Source organism: Thalassovita sp. (genome assembly GCF_034670005.1).
Classification (GTDB): Bacteria; Pseudomonadota; Alphaproteobacteria; order Rhodobacterales; family Rhodobacteraceae; genus Thalassobius.
Map to the genome: position 1 here is coordinate 1 of NZ_JAXMOH010000010.1, position 25,274 is coordinate 25,274.

23 protein-coding genes are annotated in these 25,274 nt (G+C 58.1%); 4 read left to right on the forward strand and 19 right to left on the reverse strand.

The genetic code is table 11. From position 1 onward, the window contains the following. Window positions 1-204: 204 nt before the first annotated feature. Complete coding sequence (locus tag VOI23_RS15085) at window positions 205-714, forward strand: hypothetical protein (protein WP_323785755.1); 510 nt, start codon at window positions 205-207, stop codon at window positions 712-714. 391 nt (window positions 715-1,105) lie between these two features. On the opposite strand, the gene VOI23_RS15090 is transcribed toward VOI23_RS15085, so the two are convergent. After that, window positions 1,106-1,411, reverse strand: a complete 306-nt coding sequence (locus VOI23_RS15090; protein ID WP_323785756.1) for a helix-turn-helix transcriptional regulator — start codon at window positions 1,409-1,411, stop codon at window positions 1,106-1,108. Between the two features lie 256 nt (window positions 1,412-1,667). Continuing rightward, window positions 1,668-2,054: a CRISPR system precrRNA processing endoribonuclease RAMP protein Cas6 gene (gene cas6, locus VOI23_RS15095; RefSeq protein WP_323785757.1), complete on the reverse strand. Its 387-nt coding sequence runs from the start codon at window positions 2,052-2,054 to the stop codon at window positions 1,668-1,670. Window positions 2,055-2,567: 513 nt separating this feature from the next. Here cas6 and VOI23_RS15100 point away from each other — a divergent pair. After that, window positions 2,568-3,455 (forward strand): terminase small subunit, encoded by an 888-nt coding sequence (locus VOI23_RS15100; protein ID WP_323785758.1) that lies wholly within the window; start codon window positions 2,568-2,570, stop codon window positions 3,453-3,455. A gap of 116 nt (window positions 3,456-3,571) precedes the next feature. Continuing rightward, the gene (locus tag VOI23_RS15105) at window positions 3,572-4,141 is read left to right on the forward strand and encodes a hypothetical protein (RefSeq protein ID WP_323785759.1); all 570 of its coding nucleotides are present in this window, start codon (window positions 3,572-3,574) and stop codon (window positions 4,139-4,141) included. Window positions 4,142-4,403: 262 nt separating this feature from the next. Here the strand turns inward: VOI23_RS15105 and VOI23_RS15110 are convergent, their stop codons facing one another. The 13 genes from VOI23_RS15110 to VOI23_RS15170 all read right to left on the reverse strand — a co-directional run bounded on the left by VOI23_RS15110 (window position 4,404) and on the right by VOI23_RS15170 (window position 19,701). Next, window positions 4,404-5,621, reverse strand: coding sequence for a tyrosine-type recombinase/integrase (locus VOI23_RS15110; RefSeq protein WP_323785760.1), 1,218 nt, complete (start codon window positions 5,619-5,621; stop codon window positions 4,404-4,406). A gap of 627 nt (window positions 5,622-6,248) precedes the next feature. Beyond that, window positions 6,249-7,757: an amidase family protein gene (locus tag VOI23_RS15115; protein WP_323785761.1), complete on the reverse strand. Its 1,509-nt coding sequence runs from the start codon at window positions 7,755-7,757 to the stop codon at window positions 6,249-6,251. Between the two features lie 343 nt (window positions 7,758-8,100). Beyond that, entirely contained in the window at window positions 8,101-8,472 is a 372-nt protein-coding gene (locus VOI23_RS15120) for a VOC family protein (RefSeq protein WP_323785762.1), read from the reverse strand. A 62-nt stretch (window positions 8,473-8,534) separates the two neighbouring features. Continuing rightward, on the reverse strand, window positions 8,535-9,308 hold the full coding sequence (locus tag VOI23_RS15125) for an SDR family oxidoreductase (protein WP_323785763.1): 774 nt from the start codon (window positions 9,306-9,308) through the stop codon (window positions 8,535-8,537). A 4-nt stretch (window positions 9,309-9,312) separates the two neighbouring features. Next, entirely contained in the window at window positions 9,313-10,080 is a 768-nt protein-coding gene (locus VOI23_RS15130) for an SDR family oxidoreductase (RefSeq protein ID WP_323785764.1), read from the reverse strand. After that, on the reverse strand, window positions 10,077-10,319 hold the full coding sequence (locus VOI23_RS15135) for a hypothetical protein (RefSeq protein ID WP_323785765.1): 243 nt from the start codon (window positions 10,317-10,319) through the stop codon (window positions 10,077-10,079). The genes VOI23_RS15130 and VOI23_RS15135 overlap by 4 nt, the downstream gene beginning before the upstream one ends. A gap of 46 nt (window positions 10,320-10,365) precedes the next feature. Next, on the reverse strand, window positions 10,366-11,145 hold the full coding sequence (locus VOI23_RS15140) for an enoyl-CoA hydratase-related protein (RefSeq protein WP_323785766.1): 780 nt from the start codon (window positions 11,143-11,145) through the stop codon (window positions 10,366-10,368). Continuing rightward, window positions 11,142-12,434: a 3-hydroxyacyl-CoA dehydrogenase gene (locus tag VOI23_RS15145; RefSeq protein ID WP_323785768.1), complete on the reverse strand. Its 1,293-nt coding sequence runs from the start codon at window positions 12,432-12,434 to the stop codon at window positions 11,142-11,144. The genes VOI23_RS15140 and VOI23_RS15145 overlap by 4 nt, the downstream gene beginning before the upstream one ends. Next, a complete protein-coding gene (locus VOI23_RS15150; protein ID WP_323785769.1) occupies window positions 12,431-14,137 on the reverse strand; it encodes a class I adenylate-forming enzyme family protein in 1,707 nt (568 codons plus the stop codon). The genes VOI23_RS15145 and VOI23_RS15150 overlap by 4 nt, the downstream gene beginning before the upstream one ends. Window positions 14,138-14,664: 527 nt before the next feature. After that, on the reverse strand, window positions 14,665-15,933 hold the full coding sequence (locus VOI23_RS15155; protein ID WP_323785770.1) for an ABC transporter permease: 1,269 nt from the start codon (window positions 15,931-15,933) through the stop codon (window positions 14,665-14,667). Next, window positions 15,930-17,084 (reverse strand): ABC transporter permease, encoded by a 1,155-nt coding sequence (locus VOI23_RS15160; RefSeq protein WP_323785771.1) that lies wholly within the window; start codon window positions 17,082-17,084, stop codon window positions 15,930-15,932. Before VOI23_RS15160 ends, VOI23_RS15155 begins: the two co-directional genes overlap by 4 nt. Further along, window positions 17,081-18,604, reverse strand: a complete 1,524-nt coding sequence (locus tag VOI23_RS15165) for an ABC transporter ATP-binding protein (protein ID WP_323785772.1) — start codon at window positions 18,602-18,604, stop codon at window positions 17,081-17,083. The genes VOI23_RS15160 and VOI23_RS15165 overlap by 4 nt, the downstream gene beginning before the upstream one ends. A gap of 68 nt (window positions 18,605-18,672) precedes the next feature. Further along, entirely contained in the window at window positions 18,673-19,701 is a 1,029-nt protein-coding gene (locus VOI23_RS15170) for a BMP family ABC transporter substrate-binding protein (protein WP_323785774.1), read from the reverse strand. A gap of 598 nt (window positions 19,702-20,299) precedes the next feature. Here VOI23_RS15170 and VOI23_RS15175 point away from each other — a divergent pair. Then, the gene (locus VOI23_RS15175) at window positions 20,300-21,607 is read left to right on the forward strand and encodes a Glu/Leu/Phe/Val dehydrogenase (RefSeq protein WP_323785776.1); all 1,308 of its coding nucleotides are present in this window, start codon (window positions 20,300-20,302) and stop codon (window positions 21,605-21,607) included. 81 nt (window positions 21,608-21,688) lie between these two features. Here the strand turns inward: VOI23_RS15175 and VOI23_RS15180 are convergent, their stop codons facing one another. From VOI23_RS15180 to amrB, 4 genes are all read right to left on the reverse strand, one after another. Continuing rightward, window positions 21,689-22,540: a class III extradiol dioxygenase subunit beta gene (locus VOI23_RS15180; protein ID WP_323785777.1), complete on the reverse strand. Its 852-nt coding sequence runs from the start codon at window positions 22,538-22,540 to the stop codon at window positions 21,689-21,691. Next, window positions 22,540-22,932, reverse strand: a complete 393-nt coding sequence (gene ligA, locus VOI23_RS15185; RefSeq protein ID WP_323785778.1) for a protocatechuate 4,5-dioxygenase subunit alpha — start codon at window positions 22,930-22,932, stop codon at window positions 22,540-22,542. Before ligA ends, VOI23_RS15180 begins: the two co-directional genes overlap by 1 nt. Before the next feature lie 79 nt (window positions 22,933-23,011). Next, window positions 23,012-23,752 carry a sulfite exporter TauE/SafE family protein gene (locus VOI23_RS15190; RefSeq protein WP_323785780.1) on the reverse strand — a complete coding sequence of 247 codons (741 nt, stop codon included), beginning with the start codon at window positions 23,750-23,752 and terminating at the stop codon, window positions 23,012-23,014. A gap of 149 nt (window positions 23,753-23,901) precedes the next feature. Then, window positions 23,902-25,260 (reverse strand): AmmeMemoRadiSam system protein B, encoded by a 1,359-nt coding sequence (gene amrB, locus VOI23_RS15195; RefSeq protein WP_323785781.1) that lies wholly within the window; start codon window positions 25,258-25,260, stop codon window positions 23,902-23,904. Window positions 25,261-25,274 lie beyond the last annotated feature (14 nt).

Consider the following 25,274-nt stretch of genomic DNA (forward strand, 5'->3'; position numbering starts at 1 on the left):
CCCTTGAGCATCGAACGCCGAGGGAGGCATATTGGCACGGTCGAGAACAGAAATTGGCAGCATGAAACTTAAATCGGATACACCTTAGAAAGGCTGCAAACCTGTCCGGAAAACTGGGACCACTTCAACTGTCTGGACAGCGAATCCGAGGTTAACCTCACCCGCATCACCCGTTCCAAGGCATTGAGCCGAGGTGCAGAAGGCTTGGAACGTATGGCGCAGCTTGCGCACCGGTTGTCTCATGATCGTGCAAGTTGTGAAACCATCTGCGCTAATATGAGCGCGCATTTTGCCGAAACGAAAGACACTGGCACCCTTATTGATGAGATTCGACATGAGTTGGCGCGACTAGAACCTGTTGTCGACAACCTGAAAGGCAAGATCGCGCAACTGATGAACACGCCCGGTGGGGCAGCTGAATTGGTCCCAGACGACAAGCGGAAGTCCGTGGACATGCGTCGGCAACTCGTTGTTCAAAGCTGCTGCCATATCTGGATGGATGCTGGCAGAAAGGTAAGCTACACGACCAAGTCACACGATCCGGGCGCCCCGCAGCGAAGCGGCCCGCTGATCGCATTCATACAAGCAGTCGTAGGTTTCGTGACCATCCCCTCCAAAGAAATTCCGGTCGAAACCCTTCGAAGAGACATTGATAGGTTCAAGAAGCTTCAACAAGCACCGGACCCACTGAGCACACCGCCGGAGAGAGGATAATCGGCTTAGGAAAAAGCTGACAAATGTTAAGCTTTACAAATGATTTGTGACCGCACATCCCAGATCGACATCCGCAAACTGGCGAAGATGGTGACCGCAATACCCGAAGTCATCGACTTCGCGGGTGAGCGACTTGTGACCACATGGTCAGAAACTGCCTTTGGTGGTCGCAGGCAATGGTTTCTGTGCCCCGGCCCAACATGGCCATCGGCGGGATCACCTCGCCATGAAACTGAAAACAGCCGCGTGAATTCTACGGCTGAGTCCCATTAGAAAAGTGGGGATTACCGTGTGTCTGGCCTCGAAGTTGCGGCCTTTCATGCGCCGCGGGTCTTTTAAGGTGCGTTTTCGCCCGAAAAATTGGGACCACTAATGCCGGGCGGGTCACGGTTTACAGCTCTCTCTTTCCGAGGGTTATCCGCGCGATGTCAAGCCATGCTGCGCGCTGTTCTTTGTTCATTGAGCGAAAGGCCTCAACAAGCAATCCCTCTTCGGCCTTATCGGGCGCATCAAAATCGACTAGTTCGGTGGGAGCAACGCCGAGCCCCAGCGCGATATTGGACTGGTTTTCGGTTGTAAGTTTCCGCACCCCGCTCTCGATCTGGGCAAGATAGGCACGCGAAATTCCGATCTTCTCAGCCAGTTCTGCTTGTGTAAGTCCCGCTGCGGCTCTCACTTCTGCGATTCTAATTCTCATCGTTTCCCCGGTTTCTCAGGCTTGGAAGATTGCAGCGATTTAATTGCCAGTTACGCTAAGTTGTGAGCTCACATCAACTATCATCGTGGACATTAAAGTGCGGATCAGCACCACTTAACCGGTCCAATCCACTTAGTGGCGTATGGACCGCTATTCCACATCCTTTGGTGGTGAATCTTGACAGTCCTATTTCATATCACCTAGGAAGCGCTCGACCGGATTGGGGCGCTTGACGACATTGAGCGCGAGATCACCGCTATTCAATAGCCTCCACCCGAACCCGCCCCAGCCCTTCAACCGCGTGCCAGCCGATATGGGCGCGTTCGGCGATGCGCAGGAGTGGCCAGATATCCGAAAGATCTCCACGCACAAAAAGGCTTCCGGCGAGGGTCGGGTCCTGCCGGGCCTGCCGGTGGCGATTGGGGCTCGCGTAGCGACCTAAACGCAGGGCTGTGAGATCATAGTCGAAATCGCGCAACCGGCCCGCGAGCGCCGCGCCCACTGCCGGGTCCAGCGCCACGCCATTCCATCGCCCGAGCGCATCGGAGCGGCGCAAAGCGCGGGCGAGAATGGTGTGCGGTTTGGCAACAGCATCGGCACCGCTGGCATCCATCGGTGAAAGAAAGGTGAACCGGATAGCCACGCACCGCAATCTGATGCACCGCATCGCGCTTGAAATCGTCGCTGTAGTTGCTTGTCCCCATGTCGGCCTCCTTGCCTCAAAGTTAGGGGGCAAAGTGTCTACAAATCTAGGGGAACCTCAGTCAGCATCAGCGCGGTGATCTCGTCGCACTCTTGCTCTGTCATTTTATTCTCCGTTGAGCTTCTTGCTAACAACACAACCTTATTGAAACATGTTGCAGGGCGCAAACGGTTTTTTTTCGATAGGTTGTGCTTTTTTTATTTTTTCTAGTTGGGCCACAGATGGGCCACTGTTTGGGCCACTGTTTGGGCCACATAACTAAATGATATATAATATTAAAACCTGATCGCTGGGCCACTGTTTGGGCCACTGTTTGGGCCACAGATGGGCCATAAAAGGAACAAATTAACAATCTTGGTGGTGGTGGCGCGCGAGTCCGAACATGGTTGCAATAGGTTTGCTTGTGGCATTATCGTCGCCATCAGCAGGCAACCGGCGTGAAGACACGGAGCGATGAGCAGTCAGGCAGACACCACCACCAGCACGGAATGGCTCGATCAGTTCGATCTATCGGATCGGCAGCGAGACTTTGTGCTTGCCTATCTGAAAGACCCCAACGCCAAGCAGGCAGCAATTGAGGCCGGTTACAGCCCCAAGACCGCGAAGCAGCAGGGATCGCGCCTGTTGACTAATGTTGACCTTCAAAGGGCTATCGCTCGGGGCCGGAAAGAGGCCGAGAAAGCCGCCATGCTGTCCGTCGAGGACGTGGCGGTCAGATGGGCCAAGATAGCCACAGTCGACGCCACCGAGCTGGTGGAGCATCGCATTGGGGCCTGTCGCTACTGCCACGGCATCGACAACGATTTCCAATGGAAAACAGAACGTGAGTTCCGTGAAGCCCTACAGAGCGTGGCTTACGAACTATTTGCCGAAGACGACCTTCGCGCCGCCGCAATCGCCAGAACCATCATCGACCACCGCCTGCCGAACGACTTGGGCGGATATGGATACCGCATCACCGTCGATCCTAACCCAGACTGCCCTGAATGCTCCGGGCTGGGCGTTGAGTACACGCGGATTGCCGACACACGCACAATGTCGCCAGAGGCCCGCATTCTGTTCGACGGGATCGAAGAGACCCGCCAAGGCAAGAAGATCAAGCTACAGGACCGGTCGAAGGCTCTGGATAGCCTCGCCAAGCACCTTGGCATGTTCGCGGGCAAGGTCGATCCAGAAGACACAGACCCGCTCACCGTCCTAGCTCAGAGGATCATGGGGAACGCCGCCGCCGTGCCGGTGCGCCCCGACCCGGAGCCCAGCCAGGGTGCAATTCCGCACCCGCTCGATGCTGCGTCTGCCGGACCCACTCCTGAAGTGAAGACGACAAAGAGGGCGACGTAGAGCCGTGCCTCAGCATTCCGAAAAATTCTGACGACGGACACCGTGACCATCAGCACCTCCGTCGCCCCGCATATGGCCGCGTTCATCTTCGACTCGGTTCAGCGCGCGAAGCCGATGTGCTTCTCAACGCGGTCAGCCAGTTGCCGGAAATCGTCAGGAAAGGCTGTCACGTATCGACAATGCCTGACAATCGCGGCCGTCATAATGTGAAGGCAGTTCATGCTTTCGAGGCCGAAATTTCCGTTGGCGGCGGCGACACGGTGACTGTGTGGTCACATGCCCGCGAAGCACCAGTCCGCTATTTCTACGATCTGACGGGTGATGTCGGCGCTGGTGCGTCAATTCGCACCGAGGGCAACTCGCAGCGCGAGATGGTTCCTGCATTGGAAGGCAACGCCGACCGGAAGAACTTAGTGCAAGTGGCCGGCGAAAATCAATGCCGCGCCCGCTGGCTGGGGCGAAGCCGAAGGGGGGGGGCGCCACGCCCCACGCCCTTCGCCTTGAACGGAGGAGATGCGATGGCAAACCCCATGCCCGGCGACCACCCGGACCTGAAGATGGTCAACCCCAATGCGGCGGCGATCGATATCGGCTCGACCATGCGCATGGCTGCCGTGAACCCTGACGCTGACTCTATGCCGGTGCGCGCCTTACACCCTCAAGCTCGTCCACCTGCGAGAACGTGAAAGCTGGCTCCGCCCCTGGTGGCCGCTCATCATCTGCCGCTATGTGATTTGGTATGTCCATTCTCCAAGCGGCATCGGGCATGTCGCTGTCTGGACCCGTGGCCGGGGATGGACCGACAATATCCAGCGCAAGCGCGTGAAGACTTGGGCGGAAATGCACCGCAAGGGATACCGACGCAAGTACCCGATCTACGCCCCGATCATCGCCGGTAAATTCCTTCTGCGTGGCATTCTCGGAAGCAAGCGGGCGGACGCATGAGCCTCACCTGCTGAACTGTACCACCTTGGCATCGCTCATGGTCACGAAGTCGGCCCATCGCTGCATGAGAAAACGCCGCCTTTCGAGAAGGTCAGACCGCGCGTAGGATCGCTCTACCTTGTTACCAACAATGTGCCCCAGCGCCGTTTCAGCCACGTCATAGCTTGCCGCTTCTGTATCCTGTGCCCATGTCCTGAACGATGTGCGGAACCCATGCAACCGCCCGGCCTCGCCAAGCACATTCAAAACCTTCGACACGGCCACATCAGAGACAGGGTTCTTCCCGCCCCGACATGGAGACGGGAAGATGAAACCTGATCCGCCGGTTAGTTCCCGAGTAGCCTCGATCACCTCCAGTGCGGCAGCGGACAGCGGCACACGAAAATTGGATGCGTCTGCTTCTGAACCTTTCATCCGCTCCGCAGGGACCGTCCACACGTCGCCTTCGACCTCCTCATATCGCGCCTTCCGGATCGCGTTGCTGCGCATTGCAGTAAGGATCGCAAACCGCAGCACTAGGTGCGTTGACCGGTCTGGCGCGATCCGCCGATAGAGGTCTGGCACGTCCTTCCAGGGCGTTGCTGGAATAGGCTTCTTTCGATGGTTCACGAAACCGAGCATCATTTCGGCTGCGTCACAGATCATAGGATCAACATCGAATTGCGACAGCCGGGCATGTGTCAGGACGATCCGTGTCCTCTGGATAGCCTTCACCGCTGTTGGGTGCATCTTCCGCCAGATCGGTTTGAGTGCGGCGTGAATGTGGGTCTGGGTAATATCCGTCACCGGCATGTTGCCGATAGCTGGGATCACGTAAAGCCGCAGAGGCGACAGCCATCGCCCCGCCTCCCCATCGCGCCGCAACCTCGCCTTGCGCGCCTCGAATGCTATATCTACCATTTCCGCGAATGTCGGGACTGCCTGCGCGGCCACACTCTCCCGCGCCGTTTCGTCCATGATCCGCTGGCGTTCCTGAATTGGGTCTTTCCCATCCCGCACAACCGCAGACCACTTTTCGCGCTCTGCTCTCGCGTCAGACAGCGAAACACTCGGGAATGATCCCAATCCCATCTCGCGGCGTTTTCCTTTAAGGCTGTATCTGAAAATCCAGTTTCCACCGACTTTGGCGCCAACAAATCGGAGCCCGCCGCCATCCTCAAGCTTTTGCCCATGCTTCGCGTTTCTGATCTGAACTGCGGTTAGCTTACTGATCCCTGCCATCGCATCCCCCATCGACCCCCCCAGCCAACCCCCCAGACAGGACCGGCTGTGTTGCTACATTCTGCAACACTCTATGCGCTGTATTGTTTGCAGGGTGCAATAATAAAAGGGGAATACAGCATCATACTACATGTAGCAACTGCTACATGGTGCGCACCGCCCGCACCACTTTTCAGTGCAAATCTTTGAAATTATTTAGGGTTGTAGGGTGAGGTATGATGCAGCCCCCATTCAGCCCCCAATTTTCAACCACTAAACTAAGTAGTCATCGCTCGAATAAACACACAGATAACTCAGACCTGCCCCCATCCGTACCTGCTGAAAATCCACGCACCAAGAAGCAACCCCAAAGCCATCACGCGCCACCTACGCCGCTATGATTAGAGCAGTACCCAGACCGATGCCGATCCAGCCAATCTTATATTGGCATGTGAATTTTGCCGATCATGTTTTCGCAGCCCCCAACCAGTTCGCTATAATGCTCGGCGGGCGTTTAGGCGTTTGAGTATCTGAAACCGCACGGGCCGGGACAGATACACAGAGTTCAGGATACTCCCTTCCTGCCCATCTTGATTACCCTCTTTTGCAGGCTGGCCGGGTAGCTCGCGCAAACATGGCTACGGCTCTTCAATCCCAGTTCGGATTTATCGCAAAAGGGGGGGCGCCCGCGTTTTCAATATCAAGGCCAGCAGCCAATAGGATATCTTCACGATATCGAAGGCCAACCAGTTGAACGCCGACAGGCCGATTGTCTGCTTCACCGGTCGCCACACAGAGTGAAGGCACGCCGAGTGTTGGAAGAGCCCGCTGAGTAAGTTGCGCCTCCAGCATGGCCGCAAATGCCTCTTCCGAACTCACATCCTGCTGTTGCGAAAAGGGCAGGGCCCCAGAGACTGGACAGATCAATACGGGATAGTTTTGCAGGAACAGCTCCCATTCCCGCACCAGTGCCACGCGGGCCTGGAGCGCATGCATCAGGTCATCGAACCCAACCTCGCCAGCATTTCTGGACATTTGCTCGAACACGAACTGAGAATCCGGTTCCGCCTCGCGCTCTATCATGTCCTTGGCGCCGAACTGTGTGTCGGCCATCCAGAGGCAAGCATTGATTTCGGCGGCACGACGCATTGGCGGGCAGTCCACTTCGTCAACAGTCCAGCCAGCCGATTTCAGTTTTTCTGCCGCATTGATCAGAGCTTTGCGCACCTCTTCGGCAACAGGCATGCCATCCGGCGCTATTGTCAGCGCCGCACGTTTTGGGAAATCCCGATTGCCGATTGGAACAGGCACATACCACGGGTCGCGAAGATCGGGGGCCGCCATGGCTGCCAGGGAAATCTCGAGGTCGGCAATGGATCGTGCGATCGGCCCAGAGACGGCCATCATCTGCGCACCGATAAAGCGGTCCGCTGCGGAAGAATTATAAGCCGGAACCCTGCCAAGCGTGGGGCGTAGACCGTGAAGCCCGCAGGCGTAGGCAGGGTAGCGGATGGACCCTGCGATATCCGTGCCGTGACCTACGGCACACAACCCGGCTGCTACGGCTGCCGCTGCGCCACCGGACGACCCACCCGGTGTTATCGCTCTGTTTCGCGGGTTCAACGTCTGCCCGTGCAGATTATTGTTCGTGAACCAGCGCAGCGAAAAGGCCGGGGTGTTGGTGCGTCCGACGATCACGGCACCCGCTTTGCGGATGTTGGACACCACTGGGCTGTCGTCCTGCGCCACCAGATTTTCCTGCAGGGTGATCCCATTTGTTGTGGCATGGCCTTTCTGGTCGACATTCACCTTGATCGTAACGGGGACACCGCAAAGCGGGCCTGGATCCTCGCCCTTTGCAATGGCGTCATCAACCTGGCGGGCGGCCTGCAAAGCTTCTTCGGGGAATTCCTGCACCACTGCGTTTATCTTCGGGTTAATGTCGGCGATACGCGCGAGATGTGCCTCGGTCACTTCAGTTGCTGAAATGGTCTTGCTTCTCACCGCCTTGGCGATTTCGGACGCAGTCATTTGCCATAGTTGTGACATGAGTTCTCTCTTCTTTCTCTTTTGGTCAAGCTTTGCACGGATCGCGCCGCAGAGACTATGGAAAGAACAAAAAAAATTAAAACGGGCGTGAACGGGCGATATTCCCATAGTCCGTTCCGTTTGTTGCAGTAAATGCGATCGAAGGAGCAGCACGAAACCGCGACAGGTCCAAGAAAGGCACGCACGCCTTCTATCGCCGCAGAGGTCTCAAACGGAACGCTTCCATCACGCCGCAAACTGGCCCAAAATCTCTGACGACGGACACGGGCGGCAACCACAAAATTTGCGCATACCGCCGCACATTTTCTGGCCCGTCTCTTAAAGCAGCAGTGGTCGGAGTTCGCTGCGCGCAGCATCTTTATCAAGATGCTGCTGCATTTATTTTCCTGCGGTGATGGTGCATCACGCGGCGCGCACGCCGGGACTGGCCCAGACAGTGCGCGGCGTTACCTCAGCCGAAGACGAAAAAGCAAAGCTTGTTGCCGTCGGGATCGCGCACATAGGCACCGTAGAACCGGTCCGGGATGCGTTGACCCGGCTGTCCCTCGTCGGTCGCACCCAGCGACATCGCCCTGTGATAAAGCGCTTCTGCTTCGTCCTTGGTGCTGGTCGGGAAGGCCACCATCACACCATTGCCAGGTGTCGGGGCTTCCTTGTCATAGGGTTCGCAAACCGCCAGCATCGGCTTCCCGCGCTCGGTCCCGATAAAGGCGATGCGCCCGGAATCGATGACGACTTTCGCGCCCTGATCCGCGAAAAGGTCGGTGTAGAATTTCTTTGCGCGCTCCATATCGGAGACGCCAACAGTCATGTAGCCGATCATTCATTTGTCCTTTGTTTGGATGATTTTTTTGTCCATCCGGCCAGTCAGGCCGGGTAGAAATTTTACCCCTCGAACCCGCCAAAGCGCCGGTTCAGTTTGCGCATCCCGCCGATCCAACGGTCGTAGTTTTCGGTCTTGGCACGCATATAGCTCAGCACTTCCTTGTGTGGCAGCACCAAAAAACTTTCCTCGCGGATCGTCTGCACGCAGGCCTCGGCTACCGGTTCAGGCTCCATCATACCATCGATAGCCGCGACGTGATCCTCGTGGCCGCGCGTCATTTCAGTTCGTACCGCCTGTGGGCACAGCACCGAGACCTTGATCCCCTGATCGCCATAGCTCATCGCCAGCCATTCGGCCAAGCCCACGGCGGCGTGTTTCGTGACGCCGTAGGGGGCCGAACCGACCTGATTGAGCAGTCCCGCCGCAGAAGAGGTGTTGAGCAGATAGCCTCCGCCCCGCGCGGTCATTCGTGGCACCAGCGCGCGCGCGGCCCAGATATGGGACATCACGTTGATTTCCCATATGCGTTGCCAGTCATCATCCGGCACTTCCACCCCTCCGGCCAGGGAAATGCCGGCGTTTGAGCAGAACAGGTCGATGGGTCCGATGTCACGCTCTACCGTATCGATCAGCGCGACGATCTCGTCGGCCTTGCCGACATTCACCTGATAAGCCGTGCCTCCGATCTCGTCCGCAGTCGCTTGCGCGCCATCAAGATTAATGTCGACGCAGACGATGTGGCGGGTGCTCTCCTGGGCAAAGCGCAGACACATCGCCCGCCCAATCCCGCTAGCCGCCCCTGTGATGACGACGATTTTGTCTTTAAGTTCCATAATCTTATGTCCACATATTGGAGCCGCCGCAGACGGTAAGCGCCTGCCCCGTCATATAGCGGCTGGCGTCAGAAGCGAGGAATACTGCGAGACCGGCGAAGTCCTCCGGCTCGCCCAGGCGGCGCAGAGGGATTTCCTCCTTAATGCGCGTCTCGACCTCCGGGTTTTCCCATAGTTCGCGTGCGAACTCGGTCTTCACCAGACCGGGGCAGATCGCATTGAACCGCAGGCCCTTGGGGCCGAACTCGGCCGCCAGATTGCGCACCAGACCGATCAACGCCAGCTTGGACATACCATAGGTGCCCAGCATGACGGAGGGTTTGAACGCCCCGATGGAAGAGGTAAATGCCATCGACCCGGTCCCGTTTGCCACCATGTCCGGTGCCACCATCTGTGCCAGCCACAAATTCGACTGCACGTTGACGTTCATCGTCTTCTCATAAGCATCATCGGGGATTTCAGATGTTTTGCCGTAATAGGGGTTCACGCCCGCATTCCCGATTACCACGTCAATCGGCCCGGCCAGTTCGTGTGTCTTGTCCACCAGCGCCTGAAGCTGATCCTTGTAGCCCACATTGCACGACACTCCGTGCGCCCGGCCTTTGCCCCGCGCATTGATCCCTTCCGCCGCTGCATCCAGCTGATCCTGCTTGCGCGCGGAAATCACGACCGTCGCGCCGTGATCAGCCAAGGCGGTGGCCATCGCGAGTCCCATGCCCTTGGATGCGCCGGTCAGCAGCGCGACCTTGCCGGTTAAATCGAACATACTCATCCTGCGACCCCTCCTGCCGGTTCGGTCATCGCAAATGCCGAACGAATTTCACCAGCCAGCAGACCCAGTTGATCTGGCGCGCCGGACCAGCGGTCCGCGCGACCTTCGCACAGACGCTGGAATTCATCCGACATCAGATCGACGTTTTCGCGAATATGATTGATCACGACGGCCGAAAGCGGCCTGGCCTTCTCGGGTATGTCGAGATTGTTCAGTTCAAGTGGTGTGCCCTCAGACATTGGTGCCTCCCTTGTTTCTATTTTCCGTTTCCCCAAAACGAGAGTGTTACTTGTTCACCCAGTTGGGTGCGCGTTTTTCGACGAAGGCGTTAACGCCTTCCTTGAAGTCTTCGGTCTTTGCCAGATCAGCGATAACTTCGCGGGAATAGGCAATGCTGCCCTGCACCCCGTCGCGGGCGTTCATGTCGTTAAGTACCCGCTTGGTGGCTTTCACGGCAGAGGGCGAGACGGTGCAAAGCTGCTCGGCTTTCTCCATCGCCTTGGCCATCAGTTGACCGGCTGGGTGAACCTCATTCACACAGCCCAGTGCAAGCGCCTCCCGGGCGTCGATCGTTCGTCCCGTCAGCATCATTTCCTGCGCAGCCAGCCGCCCGATATAACGGGACAGGCGCTGCACACCCGAAGCGGCGGCAAAGAAGCCGACCTTAACTTCGGGCAAAGCGAATTTCGCACTCTCCGAAGCGAGGATGATGTCGCAGGACAGTGCGGTTTCAAACCCGCCGCCCATGGCAAACCCGTTCACCGCGGCGATGATAGGCTTTTCCAGGTCAAAGCGTGAAGATAAGCCAGCAAATCCCCGGTCGGTCATCTTGGCTTTGCTACCGCCCTGCGCAGTGGCCTTCAGATCGTTGCCCGCCGAAAATGCCTTCTCCCCTGCGCCGGTCAGCACCGCCACCCAAAGATCCCGGTCCGCCGCGAAGGCGTCCCAGCAATCGGCCATCTCGTTGTGCATGTCTACATGCACGGCGTTATAGACCTCGGGACGGTTCATTGTGACCACTAGGATATGACCCTGCTTTTCGGTCTTGATATAGTTATAGCTCAAACTTTCAGCCCTCCGGTATCGATCTCTGTGAACTTGCCACCCTCTTTGACCAGCCTGCGCAATGTTTCTGCCGGCGTGAACTCGGTATCCTCGGCACCCAGCTTTTCCATCCGGTCGAGGACGGCCTGCGCCCCAACCATGTCGCCATAAAGCATCGGACCGCCCTTTTCAGGCGGCCAGCCGTAACCATAGAGCCAGACCACATCGATATCCGAGGGGCGCTGTGCCTTGTTTTCTTCGAGAATTTTCACCGCCTCGTTTATCATCGGATAAATGCAGATTTCGACGATCTCATCGGCACTCATGCTGGAAGGTTCCGCGCCGGTGATGTCACGGATGATTCCGGCCGTCACATCCGACGGAACAGGCCGGCGGGTTTCATCGTAGTCGTAAAATCCAGCCTGCGTCTTCTGCCCCCGCCGGTCCAGTTCGCACAGCGCGTCGCGGATCGGGTTGTCGGTTTTGGCCCCTTTGGACCAGCCGATGTCGAGACCTGCCAGATCGGACATTTGGAACGGCCCCATCTTGAACCCGAACTGGTTAAGCGCGGCATCCACATCCCAAGGCATGACCCCCTGATAGACCAGCTTATTGGCTTGTTTCTGCCGTGCGAACAGGATGCGGTTCCCAACAAAACCGGGGCAGACACCCACCAGCGTGGCCACCTTATTGATATCCTTGGCCAAAGACATGCAGGTCGCTACGACATCATCCGCGGTATGCTTGGCACGCACGATTTCCAGCAGTTTCATCACATTGGCGGGCGAAAAGAAATGGAGCCCAATCACATCTTGTGGCCGCGTCGTCATCCCGGCGATCTCGTTGATATCCAGCGCCGACGTGTTCGTGGCCAGGATCGCGCCGGGTTTCATCACGCGATCCAGTTCGGTAAATATCTTGCGCTTGAGGTCCATGTCTTCGAACACTGCCTCGATCACCAGATCGCAATCCCCCAGATCGGACAATTGCAACCGCCCGTCAAATCGCGCCATGCGCGCCTCGACCTCGTCCTGCGGAAAGCGGCCCTTGTCCGCCGATCGCTGATAGTTGCCGCGCACGACCTTCAACCCACGGTCCAGCGCCTCTTGTGTGGTCTCTACAATGGTTACGGGAATGCCTGCGGTAGCGAAATTCATCGCGATGCCACCACCCATAGTCCCGGCGCCGATGATGCCCACGCTTTTCACCGGCCGGTGCGGCGTGTTTTCGGGCAGTCCCGGCACCTCCCACGCATCCTGTCCTGCTTGTGCGATGTAAGCGCCGATTTCGTCTTTGTTCAAAGTGTTCATGTTCTTGCCTCTAGCTTTTCCAGACATGCCGTGCGCAATCCACGGCGGTCGATCTTGTCGGTTGCGCCCCGCATCAGGGGGCTGTGCTGACACCACAGATGTGTCGGCGTCTTGAAGGTGGCGAGATGCCCGTCCAACGCTTGCGCCATCTGCGCCTGGGTCAGCGTTGTGCCCTCGCGCAATTGAACGACGGCACCGACCGTTTCGCCCAAACGGTCGTCAGGGACCGAAAACGCACAGGCCTCCAAAACTTGTGGCAGCTGGTGCAGCGCCCCTTCGACATCCAGACAGGCGATATTCTCACCACCACGAATGATGATGTTTTTCTTGCGATCGAGGATGGTCACAAAGCCCTCTTCGTCGATCACGCCCAGATCACCGGATCGCAGCCAGCCATCCTGTATCGTCTCGGCGGTGGCCTCGGGCTTGTTGAGATAGCAGCGCATGTTGGCTGGACTCTTCACCGTAATCTCGCCCAACGTGCCCACCGGCACTTCGTTGCCCGCGTCATCAAGGATTTTAAGTTCCTGTACCGGCGGATGCAGTTTGCCCGCACTCTCGGGACGCTCAATGTAATCGTCACCGATCATCCCGACGCCTAGCGCGTTAGTCTCGGTCATGCCCCAGCCGGTGGCGATACCTGCATTGGGGAAGGTCTTGGCCAGCTGTTTCACTTGCGCACCAGGCCGCTTGGCCCCGCCTGAGCCGATGTAATCCAACAGCGGCAATGTCTCGCCCATCTCTTGCGCTGCCAGCATCAGTTCCGCAGACTGCGTAGGCACGCCCAAGAACCGCGTGATGTCGTGTTCCAAGATCAGTCGCACGGCCTTTTCCGCGTCCCATTTATGCATCAATGTGATTTTTGCCCCAGCAGGCAGGCTAAGCAAAAACAGCGGATGTGTTGCCGTCACATGGAAAAGCGGTGTCACCACCAGCGCCGACGGACGCGGTGGTTCTGGTACCCCCGGTTCGGGCGGCGTAACCAGCGGTGCCACGACCGACTGCATCAGCCAGCTGAACACAGCATTCACAGCGCCCCGATGTGTCTGTACCACCCCCTTGGGATGGCCCGTCGTTCCTGAAGAATACATCACTGCGAAGTCGTCATCAGTGTCTATCGAAACTTCGACCGCATCCGCGCTGCTGGCGCCGCTCCGTAGAACGCTGAAGTCATGATCCGCATGACCTTCCGCATCCCGGATGCCGACGATTGTTAGTCCCAGCGTTTGTTTCAAAGGAGCCAGCCGCTGTGCCCGTGGCCCGTCGGCAAACACTACCTTCGCTTCACTGTCGCCCAAAGCATAGTCCAGCTCTTCGGTGGTCCACCACGCATTCAAAAACACCACCGTCGCCCCGATGGACGAAATCGCAAGCACCGTCACCAGCATTTCGGGATAGTTGCGCATTGCAATGGCGACCCGGTCGCCCTGCCTCAGCCCCAGATTATCACGTAAAGCAATCGACATCCGCCGTACGTTTTCGGTGAACTGCGCAAAGGTCAGCCGCTCGTTTTCGTAGACGAGATATTCCAATGCGCCATCGCCATGTTGCGCCCAACTCGCCGCCAGAAGGGCGGGGACGGTTGGCGGAACGTTCTTGAACGCTTTGTACGTCACACCACGAACCTCGGTCAGCTCCACTTCGAAGGTCGGGTCGGTGCTCAAGACGTGCCGCACCGCTTCTTCTGGCGTCATCCCCGTCATAGGCACACCTTCCGGGCGCGCTTGAGAGCGATTATTTTATGCATGTTTTTCTCCTCCCGATGCAGAGGAACACGTCCGATTCTAGTGGCGGATGTGCGTCTCTGCTTCTGCTAGCTTATGCATGCAATTGACCGGAGCCAATACCGCAAGGCAGAATTTTATTCCGCAATATTCTTGGCGCGGAGAACGGTGGATAGGAACCGGCGTCGTTGATCGCTAAAGTAAAAAAATGCCGGTTGAGGTGAGGTGCCCCTAGATTTGTAGACGCTTTGCCCCCGAATTTTGAGGCAAGGAGGCCGACATGGGGACAGGCAACTGCGCTGCTCCCCACCCTTGGACCGCCGGAAGCTGGATTTTTCCGGCTTTTGCGGCGCATTCCAAGTTGGTTTCAAGCAACCGGCCGGGGCTGGTCTGGCGCATGCCCCGCAGGACGTTCAGAGTTGGTGCCACAAACAATCCCCTTCCTGAACGGCGAAAAGCCTGCACCGTTCAGGGTACCGGATGGATGTGTGCGGCCCGCGCTCTGTTTATTCCTTCACGTATGGCTTGCCGTCAGCCGCGGGTGGGCGGGCCCGGCCAATCAGGCCAGCGACAACGATCATCGTTGCGATATAGGGCGCCATCGACAGGAATTCCGAGGGGATCGGCGTATTCAAAAGCGCAAGCTTTTGCTGGAGAGAGTCGGCAAAGCCGAAAACCAACGCCGCCATGAGCGCCCCGACCGGGTGCCAGCGGCCAAAGATCATCGCCGCCAGCCCGATGAACCCACGCCCGCCGGTCATGTTTTCATCGAAGCGTCCGACCGATCCCAGGGTGAACCAGGCGCCACCGAACCCGGCGACCATACCGCCAAGCGTGACGTGGATGTAACGGGTACGATAAACATTAATCCCCAGCGTATCGGCGGCGCGCGGGTGTTCCCCGACCGCCCTAGCGCGCAGACCGCTGCGGGTGTGGAACAGGTAATAGGTCGCAAGGGCCACCAGGATCAGTGCGCCGTAGACAAAGATGTTCTGATTGAACAGCATCGGCCCGATCACCGGCAAATCGCCCAGCAGCGGGATCTTAACCGCGCGGAACACCGGGGCGTTGTTCAGGTGGCGCAGTTCGGAAAAGACTTGCGAACTGACATAACTGGTCACGCCCAGAACAAAGAGATTGATCACCACGCCAGCGACGATCTGGTCCATCCGATAGGTGACGACAAGTGCCGCGAGGATGAAACCGAAAGCCCCCCCGACCAGCACCGCGGCGACCAGTCCGCCCCAGCCGCCCAGCAGTGACCCGATCAGCGCCCCGGTAAAGGCACCGGCAAGCAACATCCCTTCGATGGCGATGTTGACCACCGCCACGCGTTCACACAACACACCGGCAAGCCCACCAAGCGCGATCGGCATGGCGCGCACGACAGTGGCCTGCAACATGCCGGTCAGAGAGAACGATTTGCCCGTCGTTGCCCATACGAGGAAGGCAAAAACCAAGATCGCCAAGCCGATGCCCAATGACAGAGAGGTCCAGCGGGTTCCGCCACGGATAAGCTCGCGCGCCCCGAGAAAGGCGAGAAGCGCGGCGGCGATATAGGTGAACGGTGCGGACGGAATGACGAGGTTGGGCAGCGCAAAGGGATCAGTCGGCCGGGACAACCGGAAGGTCGCGTCCCCAGAAAGACCCATGCCAAAGACCAGCACGACAAAAAGCGCCAGCAGGATCAAAAGACCACCGACGATCCGGGATTGGCGTTGCTTCCCGGTTTCAATATGTTGGGTGGCAATAGAGACCTCGGTCACGTTGGTCATTGCGAACCTCCAGAAGCGTTGTCAGATTTCCTGAAACCCCATGGGAAAATTGCGCGCACCAGAAGCGGCGCAGCGATGAACACGATGATCAGGGACTGAATGATGGCGATCAGGTCGATTGACACGCCCGCATCCACCTGCATCTGCCGGCCTCCCGCTTCGAGTCCGCCGAATAGCAGGCCGGCAACCAGGATGCCGACCGGGTGCGACCGTCCGAGCAGGGCAAGCGCGATGGCGTCGAACCCGATCCCGGCCGAAAATCCCGGGCTTGCCCGGTCAAGTACGCCCAGCACCTGCGCCGCCCCCGCGAGCCCCGCAAGCGCCCCGGCCGTGCCCATCGCCGCAACAATGACAAGGCCCGATTTTATCCCCGCATAGCGCGCCGCATCCGGATTTTCACCACTGGCACGGAAGGCAAAGCCAATCTTCGAGCGGAACAGAAGCCACCAGACAAGCGCGACCGCGCCAAGCATCAGGAACAACCCGGCATGCACCCGCAGGTTCGGATCCAGCCAGTCCAGCAAGCGTGGCAACTGCCCCGCGTCGGGCACCGATTTCGAAATCGGGTCGGACCTGCCTTCTTTCTGGATGAATGGTTGTCGCAGCAGGTAATTCAGCAACTGAAACGAAATCAGGTTCAGCATGATCGTTGAGATCACCTCATGCGCGCCGGTCGTGGCTTTCAAAATCCCTGCGATTGAGGCGTAAAGCGCCCCGACCACCGCCCCCGCAAGAAGCGAAAGCGGCATCAACAGCAAGAATGGGAGACCGTCAAAGGTGAACGAAAATACCACGGCCGCCGTGCCGCCCAGCAGAAGCTGACCCTCTGCCCCGATATTGAACAGCCCGGCCCTGAAGCCAAGACCGAGCCCGAGCCCGGCCAGTACAAGTGGTATCGCGGCCGTCAGTGTTTCTGAAATCGCATTGAGTGACCCGACAGATCCGCGGGCCAGAGCTACGAAGCTTTTGCCGATTGTGGGCAAATCGACACCGGTTGCTAACATGATCAGGGCGCCGAGGATCAGGGCCACGATCACCGCGAAGACCGGAACGATCACCAGGTCTTCGAAACCCTGCCGTCCGCGTGACGTGCGCTTGAGAAGCGCCCGGCCTGCGTCGTCTAGTTCGCGTTTGCCAATGGATGTGGTCATGCCGCTGCGCCTTTCGTAGCCCCCGCCATTGCCAGACCGATCGCGTTGCGATCCGCCTTGCCGCCGGTATTGTCGAATTCCGCCACGATCCGGCCCTTGAACATGACCAGTATGCGGTCGGACAGAGCCATGATTTCATCCAGTTCGGACGACACGATCAAAACGCCGTCGCCTTCGTCGCGGCTGCCGATCAGGCGCTTGTGGATGTATTCGATCGATCCCACGTCCAGCCCCCGCGTCGGTTGCGATGCGATGACGAGCTTGGTTTCGCGTTCCAGTTCGCGCGCCACGACCATTTTTTGCTGGTTGCCGCCGGACAGATTGCCCGCCTGCAGGAATACGCTTGGCGTGCGAATGTCGAAATCGACGCAAAAGGCAGCGGCGGTTTCGGACACATGTGGCCAGTCGATAGAGGTGCCGCTGGAATATTCTTCGTCATAGTAGGAATTCAGCACCATGTTCTCGGCGATGGTGAAATTCGCGATCATGCCGGATTTATGACGGTCCTCGGGGATATGCGCCATGCCACGGCGGTGGCGTTCGCGTACCGACATGCGGGTAATGTCATCGCCATCAAACACAATGGTTCCCGAAGATACCCGTGTCAGACCGGTGATGGCCTCGACCAAAGCGGTCTGGCCATTACCCTGCACACCGGCAATTCCGACGACTTCGCCGGACTTGACCGTCAGGCTCAGATGATCGACCGCGATCTCATCATTGTCGCGCATGACCACAAGGTTATTGATGTCGATCATCGAGCTGCCCGGTGTGGCCGGGGATTTGTCGACGGTGAAGCTGACAGGTCGGCCTACCATCATTTCGGCAAGCTGCTCTTCGGTCAATTTGCGCGGGTCGCCTTCTCCGGTAATCCGCCCGGCGCGCAGCACACTGATGCGGTCCGAGATTTCGAGGATCTCGTGCAGCTTGTGAGTAATGAAAACGATTGCCTTCCCCGCGTCCCGAAGCGATTTCACGATTTCAAAGAAATCTTCGACCTCCTGTGGGGTCAGCACCGCGGTCGGTTCGTCGAGGATCAGCACATCGGCCGACCGGAACAGGACTTTCAGGATTTCAACGCGCTGTTGAATGCCGACGGGCAACTCTTCGATCAGCGCATCCGGATCGACTTCAAGCCCATATTTGTCATTGATTTCGCGGACCTGCGCCCGTGCTGTGTCGAGATCGAGGTGATCGAACCGACCGGTCGGTTCGACGCCCAAAATCACATTCTCGGCAACGGTGAAGACAGGGACCAGCATGAAGTGCTGGTGGACCATACCGATACCGGCCGCGATGGATGCGCCCGGCCCATCGAATTTAACCGGCTTGCCATCGATCAAAATTTCGCCTTCGTCCTGATGGTAAAGACCGCAAAGCACGTTCATCAGGGTGGATTTGCCAGCGCCGTTTTCGCCCAGCAAACCCAAGACTTCGCCACCCTTGATTTTCAAATTCACAGCGGCATTGGCCACTACAGGGCCGAAACGTTTGGTTATTCCGCTTAGTTCGACATCCATTGATTTCGCTCCCTGCCCGAAAGGGACCGGCGCGCCATTCCGAAAACGGGCGCGCCGGGGTTTTGGTCTTAGCCTCCGACTTTGATGGAGCCGTCGATGATGCCTTGCTTGATTGCTTCGACCTCGGCTTTCAGGTCTTCGGGGATCATGTCTGCCATGTCATGATAGGGGGCCAGGCTGACCCCGCCATTTTCCAAGGTGCCGACGATCACGCCGCCTTCGAATTCACCCTTCATGGTCGTTTCCGTCACTTGGTAGACGGTCGAATCCATACGCTTCATGATCGAGGTGAGATAGACATGTTTCTTTGCCGGATCGGTGAGGTAAAGGTCGGCATCCACGCCGACGATCTTAAGCGCCTCGGTGCCCAGCTCGTCTGCCAGTGCGGCAGACCCAAGTCCGACAGGGCCAGCAACCGGCAACACGATGTCGGCACCTTCGTCATACAGGTTCTGCGCATAGGCGCGCCCGTCATCCAGCGATTCAAAGTTGTTGGTGAACAGGCCTTCACGGCTTTCCGGGTTCCAGCCCAGCACTTGCACGGTGGTGCCCTTCTGTTCGTTATAATATCCAACCCCGGCCGCGAAACCGTCCATGAAAATGGTCACAGGCGGAATGTTGATGCCGCCGAAGGTGCCGACGATACCGGTTTTGGTCATCCCAGCCGACAGGTAGCCAGCAAGGAACGCGGCCTGATCGGTTGCGTAAACCTGACCCAGGACGTTCGGGATCGTCGGGTCATAGGCAAAGTCCACGATGGAAAATTTCTGATCGGGATTCGCTTTGGCCGCGTTGGCGGTCGCGTCGCCCAGCAGGAAGCCGATGGTGAAGATCACGTCGCACTGGCCGCCCAGAAGCGAATTGACGTTCGCCTCGTAATCGGATTCGGCTTGTGACTCGAGGTAACGGCCCTCGACCCCCAGCTTTTCCTGTGCGTCCAGCACGCCCTTCCAGGCGGTCTGATTGAAGCTGTTATCGTCAATCCCGCCGGTATCGGTGACCTGGCAGGCCGTAAAGGCCGAGGCAGAGGCCGCAGTGGTTAGAATCAACGCCGAGGCGGCCATGCCGCGCAGGAAATATCGCGTGAAAGAGGTCATTTTTTTTCTCTCCCTGTTGGAAACGGGCAGAACTTGTGCTCTGCAAATTCATTGATCGGGATTTCTCCCGTTGAAGTGGTATCATGGCCTCGATTTATAGTTATTTGACCAATTAGTATATTAACTTAACGCGGTTGTTTTGCTTTAAGTCAATAGCCCTCTCACGTGTGAGCGCAGCCGAAAGTGAGATCGCCAACGCAATCGGTTTGTCGATAGCAGCAGGTTCGAAAAGGAAACTCAACCGCAACAGATTAGAATGATCCGGCGGAATTTTTATCCGCTAGTCAACACCAACTGTTGGATGCCGGTTTCAATCTGTCTCTTTTCCTTGCGAAGGAGGGGCCGGGCGTTTGCTTTCTTGGACCGACTGATCTTTTGCATCGCACAGAGTCGCGGCGGTGTCCCGGCATCTTGGGCGATGCGTTTCAATTGCCGCCGGTTTCGTAAAAAGCGTTTCGACATCTTGAAGGTCGTGTGGCGAAGCGCAACACTGGCGGTGATCAAGGCGCCTATGAGACGACATAACAGGTCGTGGATCGATGGGGTCGGGAAATTCCCCTGATGTCTGAACCAGACCGGCAAAAAGAAAGATGAGGCAATGGCAATCGAAAAAAACATCCCCGAAGAGACCAAAAAACCGCTGCGGGTCATGCTGGCAAACGCCCGTGAAAACTTGCGCAATGCCTGTGATCAGCTCAATATCCACCCCGACGTCTACGAAGAACTGAAATGGCCGCGTGAAACATTGGCCATCAGCCTGCTGATCCGGATGGATGACGGCAGCCGTCGTTCATTCAAAGCCTGGCGGTGCAGATACAACGACCGGCGTGGCCCGACCAAGGGCGGCGTGCGCTTCCACCCCAATGTATCGCTCGATGAAATCGAAACGCTGTCATTCTGGATGACCTTCAAATGCGCCGTGGCGAACCTGCCATTCGGGGGTGGTAAGGGCGGCGTTTGCGTCGACACGAAACAGCTGTCAGCGAACGAGCTTGAGCGGCTCAGCCGCGCCTATATCGAAGCTTTTGCCCCGTTCATCGGACCCGACCGCGATATTCTGGCGCCGGATATGTATACCAATGGGATCGTGATTGCGTGGATGTCGGATGAATACAGTTCGATCACCGGGCAGGCCTCTCCAACGGCCATTACCGGCAAGCCGCTGGCCTTTGGCGGTACCGTCGGGCGCGTCGACGCCACCGCACGCGGCGGATATATCGCGCTACGCCATCTGGAAAAATCGCTCGACCTCGAACCGGACAAGTCCACCGTTGTAATCCAGGGTTTCGGAAACGTGGGGTATCATTGTGCTAAGCTTTTGCATGCCGACGGCTACAAGATCGTCGGTATCAGTGATTCCTCGAGCGGAATTTACGATCCCGCGGGTCTCGATCCGTTGGCGGTCATGCAGCACAAGCACGAGACCGGTAGCGTCAAAGGTGCCAAGGGGCACGGCAAAACAAAAAACATTACCAACGCCGAACTGTTGGAACTGGAGTGCGATGTTCTGGTGCCCGCCGCACTTGAACGGCAGATCACGGCTGAAAACTGCGACCGGATCAAGGCCCGTGTCATTCTGGAAATGGCCAACGGGCCGCTTACCCCGGAGGCCGACAAGTCGTTGACCGAGGCCGGTCACATCATCGTGCCCGACATTTTGGCCAATGCCGGCGGCGTCACGGTTTCACATCTGGAATGGGTGCAGAACCGGTCCGGTTTCTACTGGGATGAATCGCGTGTTCGAGATCACCTCAAGACCACGATGGAAACCGAAACCCAGGCGGTCTGGGCGCTGCATAATGAAATGAACCTGTCGATGCGCGAAGCCGCTTATGTTCACGGGTTGCGCCGGATCGCCGAATCTGTCGAAGCCCGCGGTACTCAGGCCTATTTCGAAGATACCTGACCGCGTGGTTCAGCCGTCATGGGTTACGTGACGGCGATTGGCTGGCGGCGCAGACCATCGCGCCTCCAGCCAATCCCGCTATCAATCGTGGTTTTCCAAGATAATATGCCCCACCGCGGTATTGGATGCCGGGACGTGATAGTGGCGGTGTACTTCGGTCACCTTGTCGTCCAGCGCGCCGCGCATCACCAGCCACATCACCATTTCGATCCCTTCGGACCCGGTTTCGCGCAGGAATTCCAGATGGCTGATCTGCCGCGCCTTGTCGGGATCGTTCGCGATCATGTCGAGAAAGTTCCGGTCCCAATCGGCATTGATCAGCCCGGCGCGTTCGGCCTGAAGCTGGTGGCTCATGCCGCCGGTGCCATAGATATGGACATTCAGATCCTCGGGGTAGCTGTCGATGGCACGACGGATCGCCTTGCCAAGGTTGTAGCAGCGGTTCGCGGTCGGGGCCGGGTATTGCACCACATTCACCGCCAGCGGAATGACCGGGCAGGGCCATGCGCCATCCTGCGGGATTTCGCCGAACATCACCGACAATGGCACCGTCAATCCGTGGTCGACTTCCATCTCGTTCATGATGGTCAGGTCGAATTCATCCAGGATCACCGATTGCGCAATATGGCTGGCAAGCATCTGATGTCCCTTGACCACCGGCACTGGGCGCGGTCCCCAGCCTTCGTCCGCAGGGGCGAATTCGGCGGCGCAGCCAAGCGCGAAAGTCGGGATGCAAGAGGCGTCGAACGCCGTGCAGTGGTCGTTATAGACCAGGAAAATCACATCGGGTTTGTTTTCCTTGCACCATTCGCGGCTGAATTCGAACCCCTTGAAGACCGGTTGCCAATAGGGTTGTTCGGTGATGTGGGTGTCCATCGCCACGCCAATGGCGGGCACGTGCGAACATCCTATACCTGCGGTGATTTTCGCCATTATTCTTTCTCCCATTCGGATTTCGACCGATTGCCCTCGATGGAACGTCCGCCATGCAACATCATGTCGCGATAATCTTCGCGCGCCATACCTGTCATTTTGGCTGCAAGGTCCTGAAAGGTGATCCCGTCAAACGAAGCCAGTTTCGAGGTGTAGTAGATGTTGCCGCCCAGCTCCAACAGGTGGTTCCACGCGCGATCGCGCACGGCCTGTTTCTGTTCGTCGGTCATCGCATAGCGCGTCATGTACTCTTCTGGATCGTCGCGGAACGCCTGACGGTTCTTCTCAAGCCGAAGCGAGATGCAAAACTGATTCAGCCAGTAGCCTTCGCGCGATCTGTCCGCATCGAAGACAAAGGTTCCGGGGATATCGTCATAGTCTTTATCAGCCATATCCTGTTCTCCTGTTTGCGCGAGGTCGGGCGCTTTCTTTGGTGTTTCTACCAGTCTGTCCGCGCGGCTTCCACGGCCATTATGTGAGGGTGTCGAAAACGATCTTGAACGCCAGAACCGCAAGAATGAGCAGGGTCAGCCGGTCGAACACCGCGCGCGACAGGTGACGCCCGATCCATGCGCCGACCGGCATGAAGCCGATCAACGGGATCAGCGACAGTATGCTGTAGATGAAACGTTCCGTCGTCATGATACCATAAGCCAACTGAACCGGCAGCTGAGTCACGCCAAGCGCGATGAAAAACAATGCCACCGTGGCGATGAACATTTCGCGTTCCAGCCGGATCGCGTTGAGGAAAGTCAGCGAAATCGGGGCTGACAGGCCCGATGTCCCCTGCAAGGCCCCGGCCACGATGCCCACCGGCACCGCCAGATGCCGGGCCAGCGGCCAGGGCAATTGCCAGGCGGGACGGGCCAGCCGGAAGGTGATGTAAGCGATCAGCGCAACCGCCACGATCAGCATCAGCACATCAGGCCGCCACCCGGCCAGAGCGACAGTGCCCAGACCGGCCCCAACGCCACCGGCCAGAGCGAAACCGATGGTGAAGCGTGGTGCGGTGATCGCGCGCCGGTATTTCAGAAACTGCCACAGGTTGGGAACGATATTTGGCAGAACGAAAACGGCGACGGCAAACTGGACATCGCGCAGCAGCACCATAAGCGGCACTGCCAGCAGCGGCGCACCCGCCCCGACAGCGCCCTTGATGATGCCACCGGCGGCAAAGGCCAGCCCGATCAGGATAATGTCAGTCGGTTCCATGGGACCCCTTCAGAAAATCCGCGACCAGCGCCGCGACCTTTAGCGGCTTTTCTACCGGTAGGAAATAGGTCGCTCCGCCCGAAGTTTCGGTCCAACCAGAGTTGGATTTTCGCACCAAACCGGCATGTTCGGGCGCAGGAGGCGGGGTATCAGGCCGTCACTTCGAGATCCGAGAAGCTTTCTACCCGAAACCGTTGCAGAATCAATTCCGTTGACCAGTGGTCCCGCTCAAGGCCAGCCTTGAGCTTTAGCGTGTCGAGGAACTCGCGGGGATCGGGCAGGCTTTCCCAGACGGCTGGTAACAGGACACCGCGGCGTCCAGCCGAGGACAGGATCAGACCATCCAAACCGGGTGTGACCCGCGATAGTGCTTCTTGTTCATTGCTGAACTGGATCTTTTGCGCTTTGCTGAGAACCGCCAGCTTGATCCGCATTGCGGGCAGCTCTGTCGCTGTGACGGGTGGAAATCGCGGATCGCGGGTTGCCGCACCGATGGCGTTTTCGACAACGTCCTCGGCCAATGCCCGATGCGGCACAACCGACCCGATGCAGCCGCGCAACTGTCCCTTCAGTGTTAGGGTGACAAAGCTGGCGGCACGGGTTTGCAACGCAACAGCGGTGCGATTAGGGGCAGGGGTGTTCGATTGGCTTCGTGCCACCCGCCTGGTGATCGCGTTCCGCGCAAGGTCCAGTAATTCCGCGCGCGATCCGTCGTTCAGCATCGCAGTGTCGATCGGATAGAAGGCCCAGGCGCCATAGCCAACAACGCGGGATCGATCCCCGCTGACGTCTGCACTGTCGCCCATGCCAAGTCTCAGGGCCTTGGTCCCCTGACCGGCCTGTGACAACAGCCAGCCCTGTAGACCTTTGGAACCGCAGGCATGGGATGGGGTCAATTCAGCGGCCGCGCCCATTTCCAGCAGACGCGCAGTTTCGGCATCTTTCTCACGGGCCTCGGACTGGGACAGGAAATGGCTTAGATCGGAAGACAGCACAAACAGGGTTTCCGGACTTGCCAGAGCATCGATTGTTGTAGCGACCTGCGTGGCAGGCACATCACCACAGACCAGTGGTACTATCTGTGCCTCGGGCCAGAGCGCGCGAATGAAAGGGAGCTGGGTTTCGATACCGTGTTCGTTGTCATGTGCCGCGTCTTTTTCATGCGCGAGGCCCGCCTCAGTCAGCATCGTACATGCGATCCGGTCGATGCGCAGCGGCCCAAGCGGTGTCGAAAACACGTCCTGCGACGGAAAGGCGATGCCGCGGAACGGATACCGGTGCGATGGCGATAATACCACCACGCGCGCAGGCGTCCAGGTCACCGCGCCATAGGACAGCCCGGCAAATCGGCCTGAATAGGCATATCCGGCATGAGCGGCGACGATGGCGCGTGGCGCTGCCGCGGAAACGCTAGTGGCCGATCCCAGATGCGCCTTGACCTCGGCTGCGAGGGCGGTGGGATCGGCAGGGAAGAAAGTGCCGGCGAAACGGCAACCGCGCTCGGACATGGTTCACCTATTGT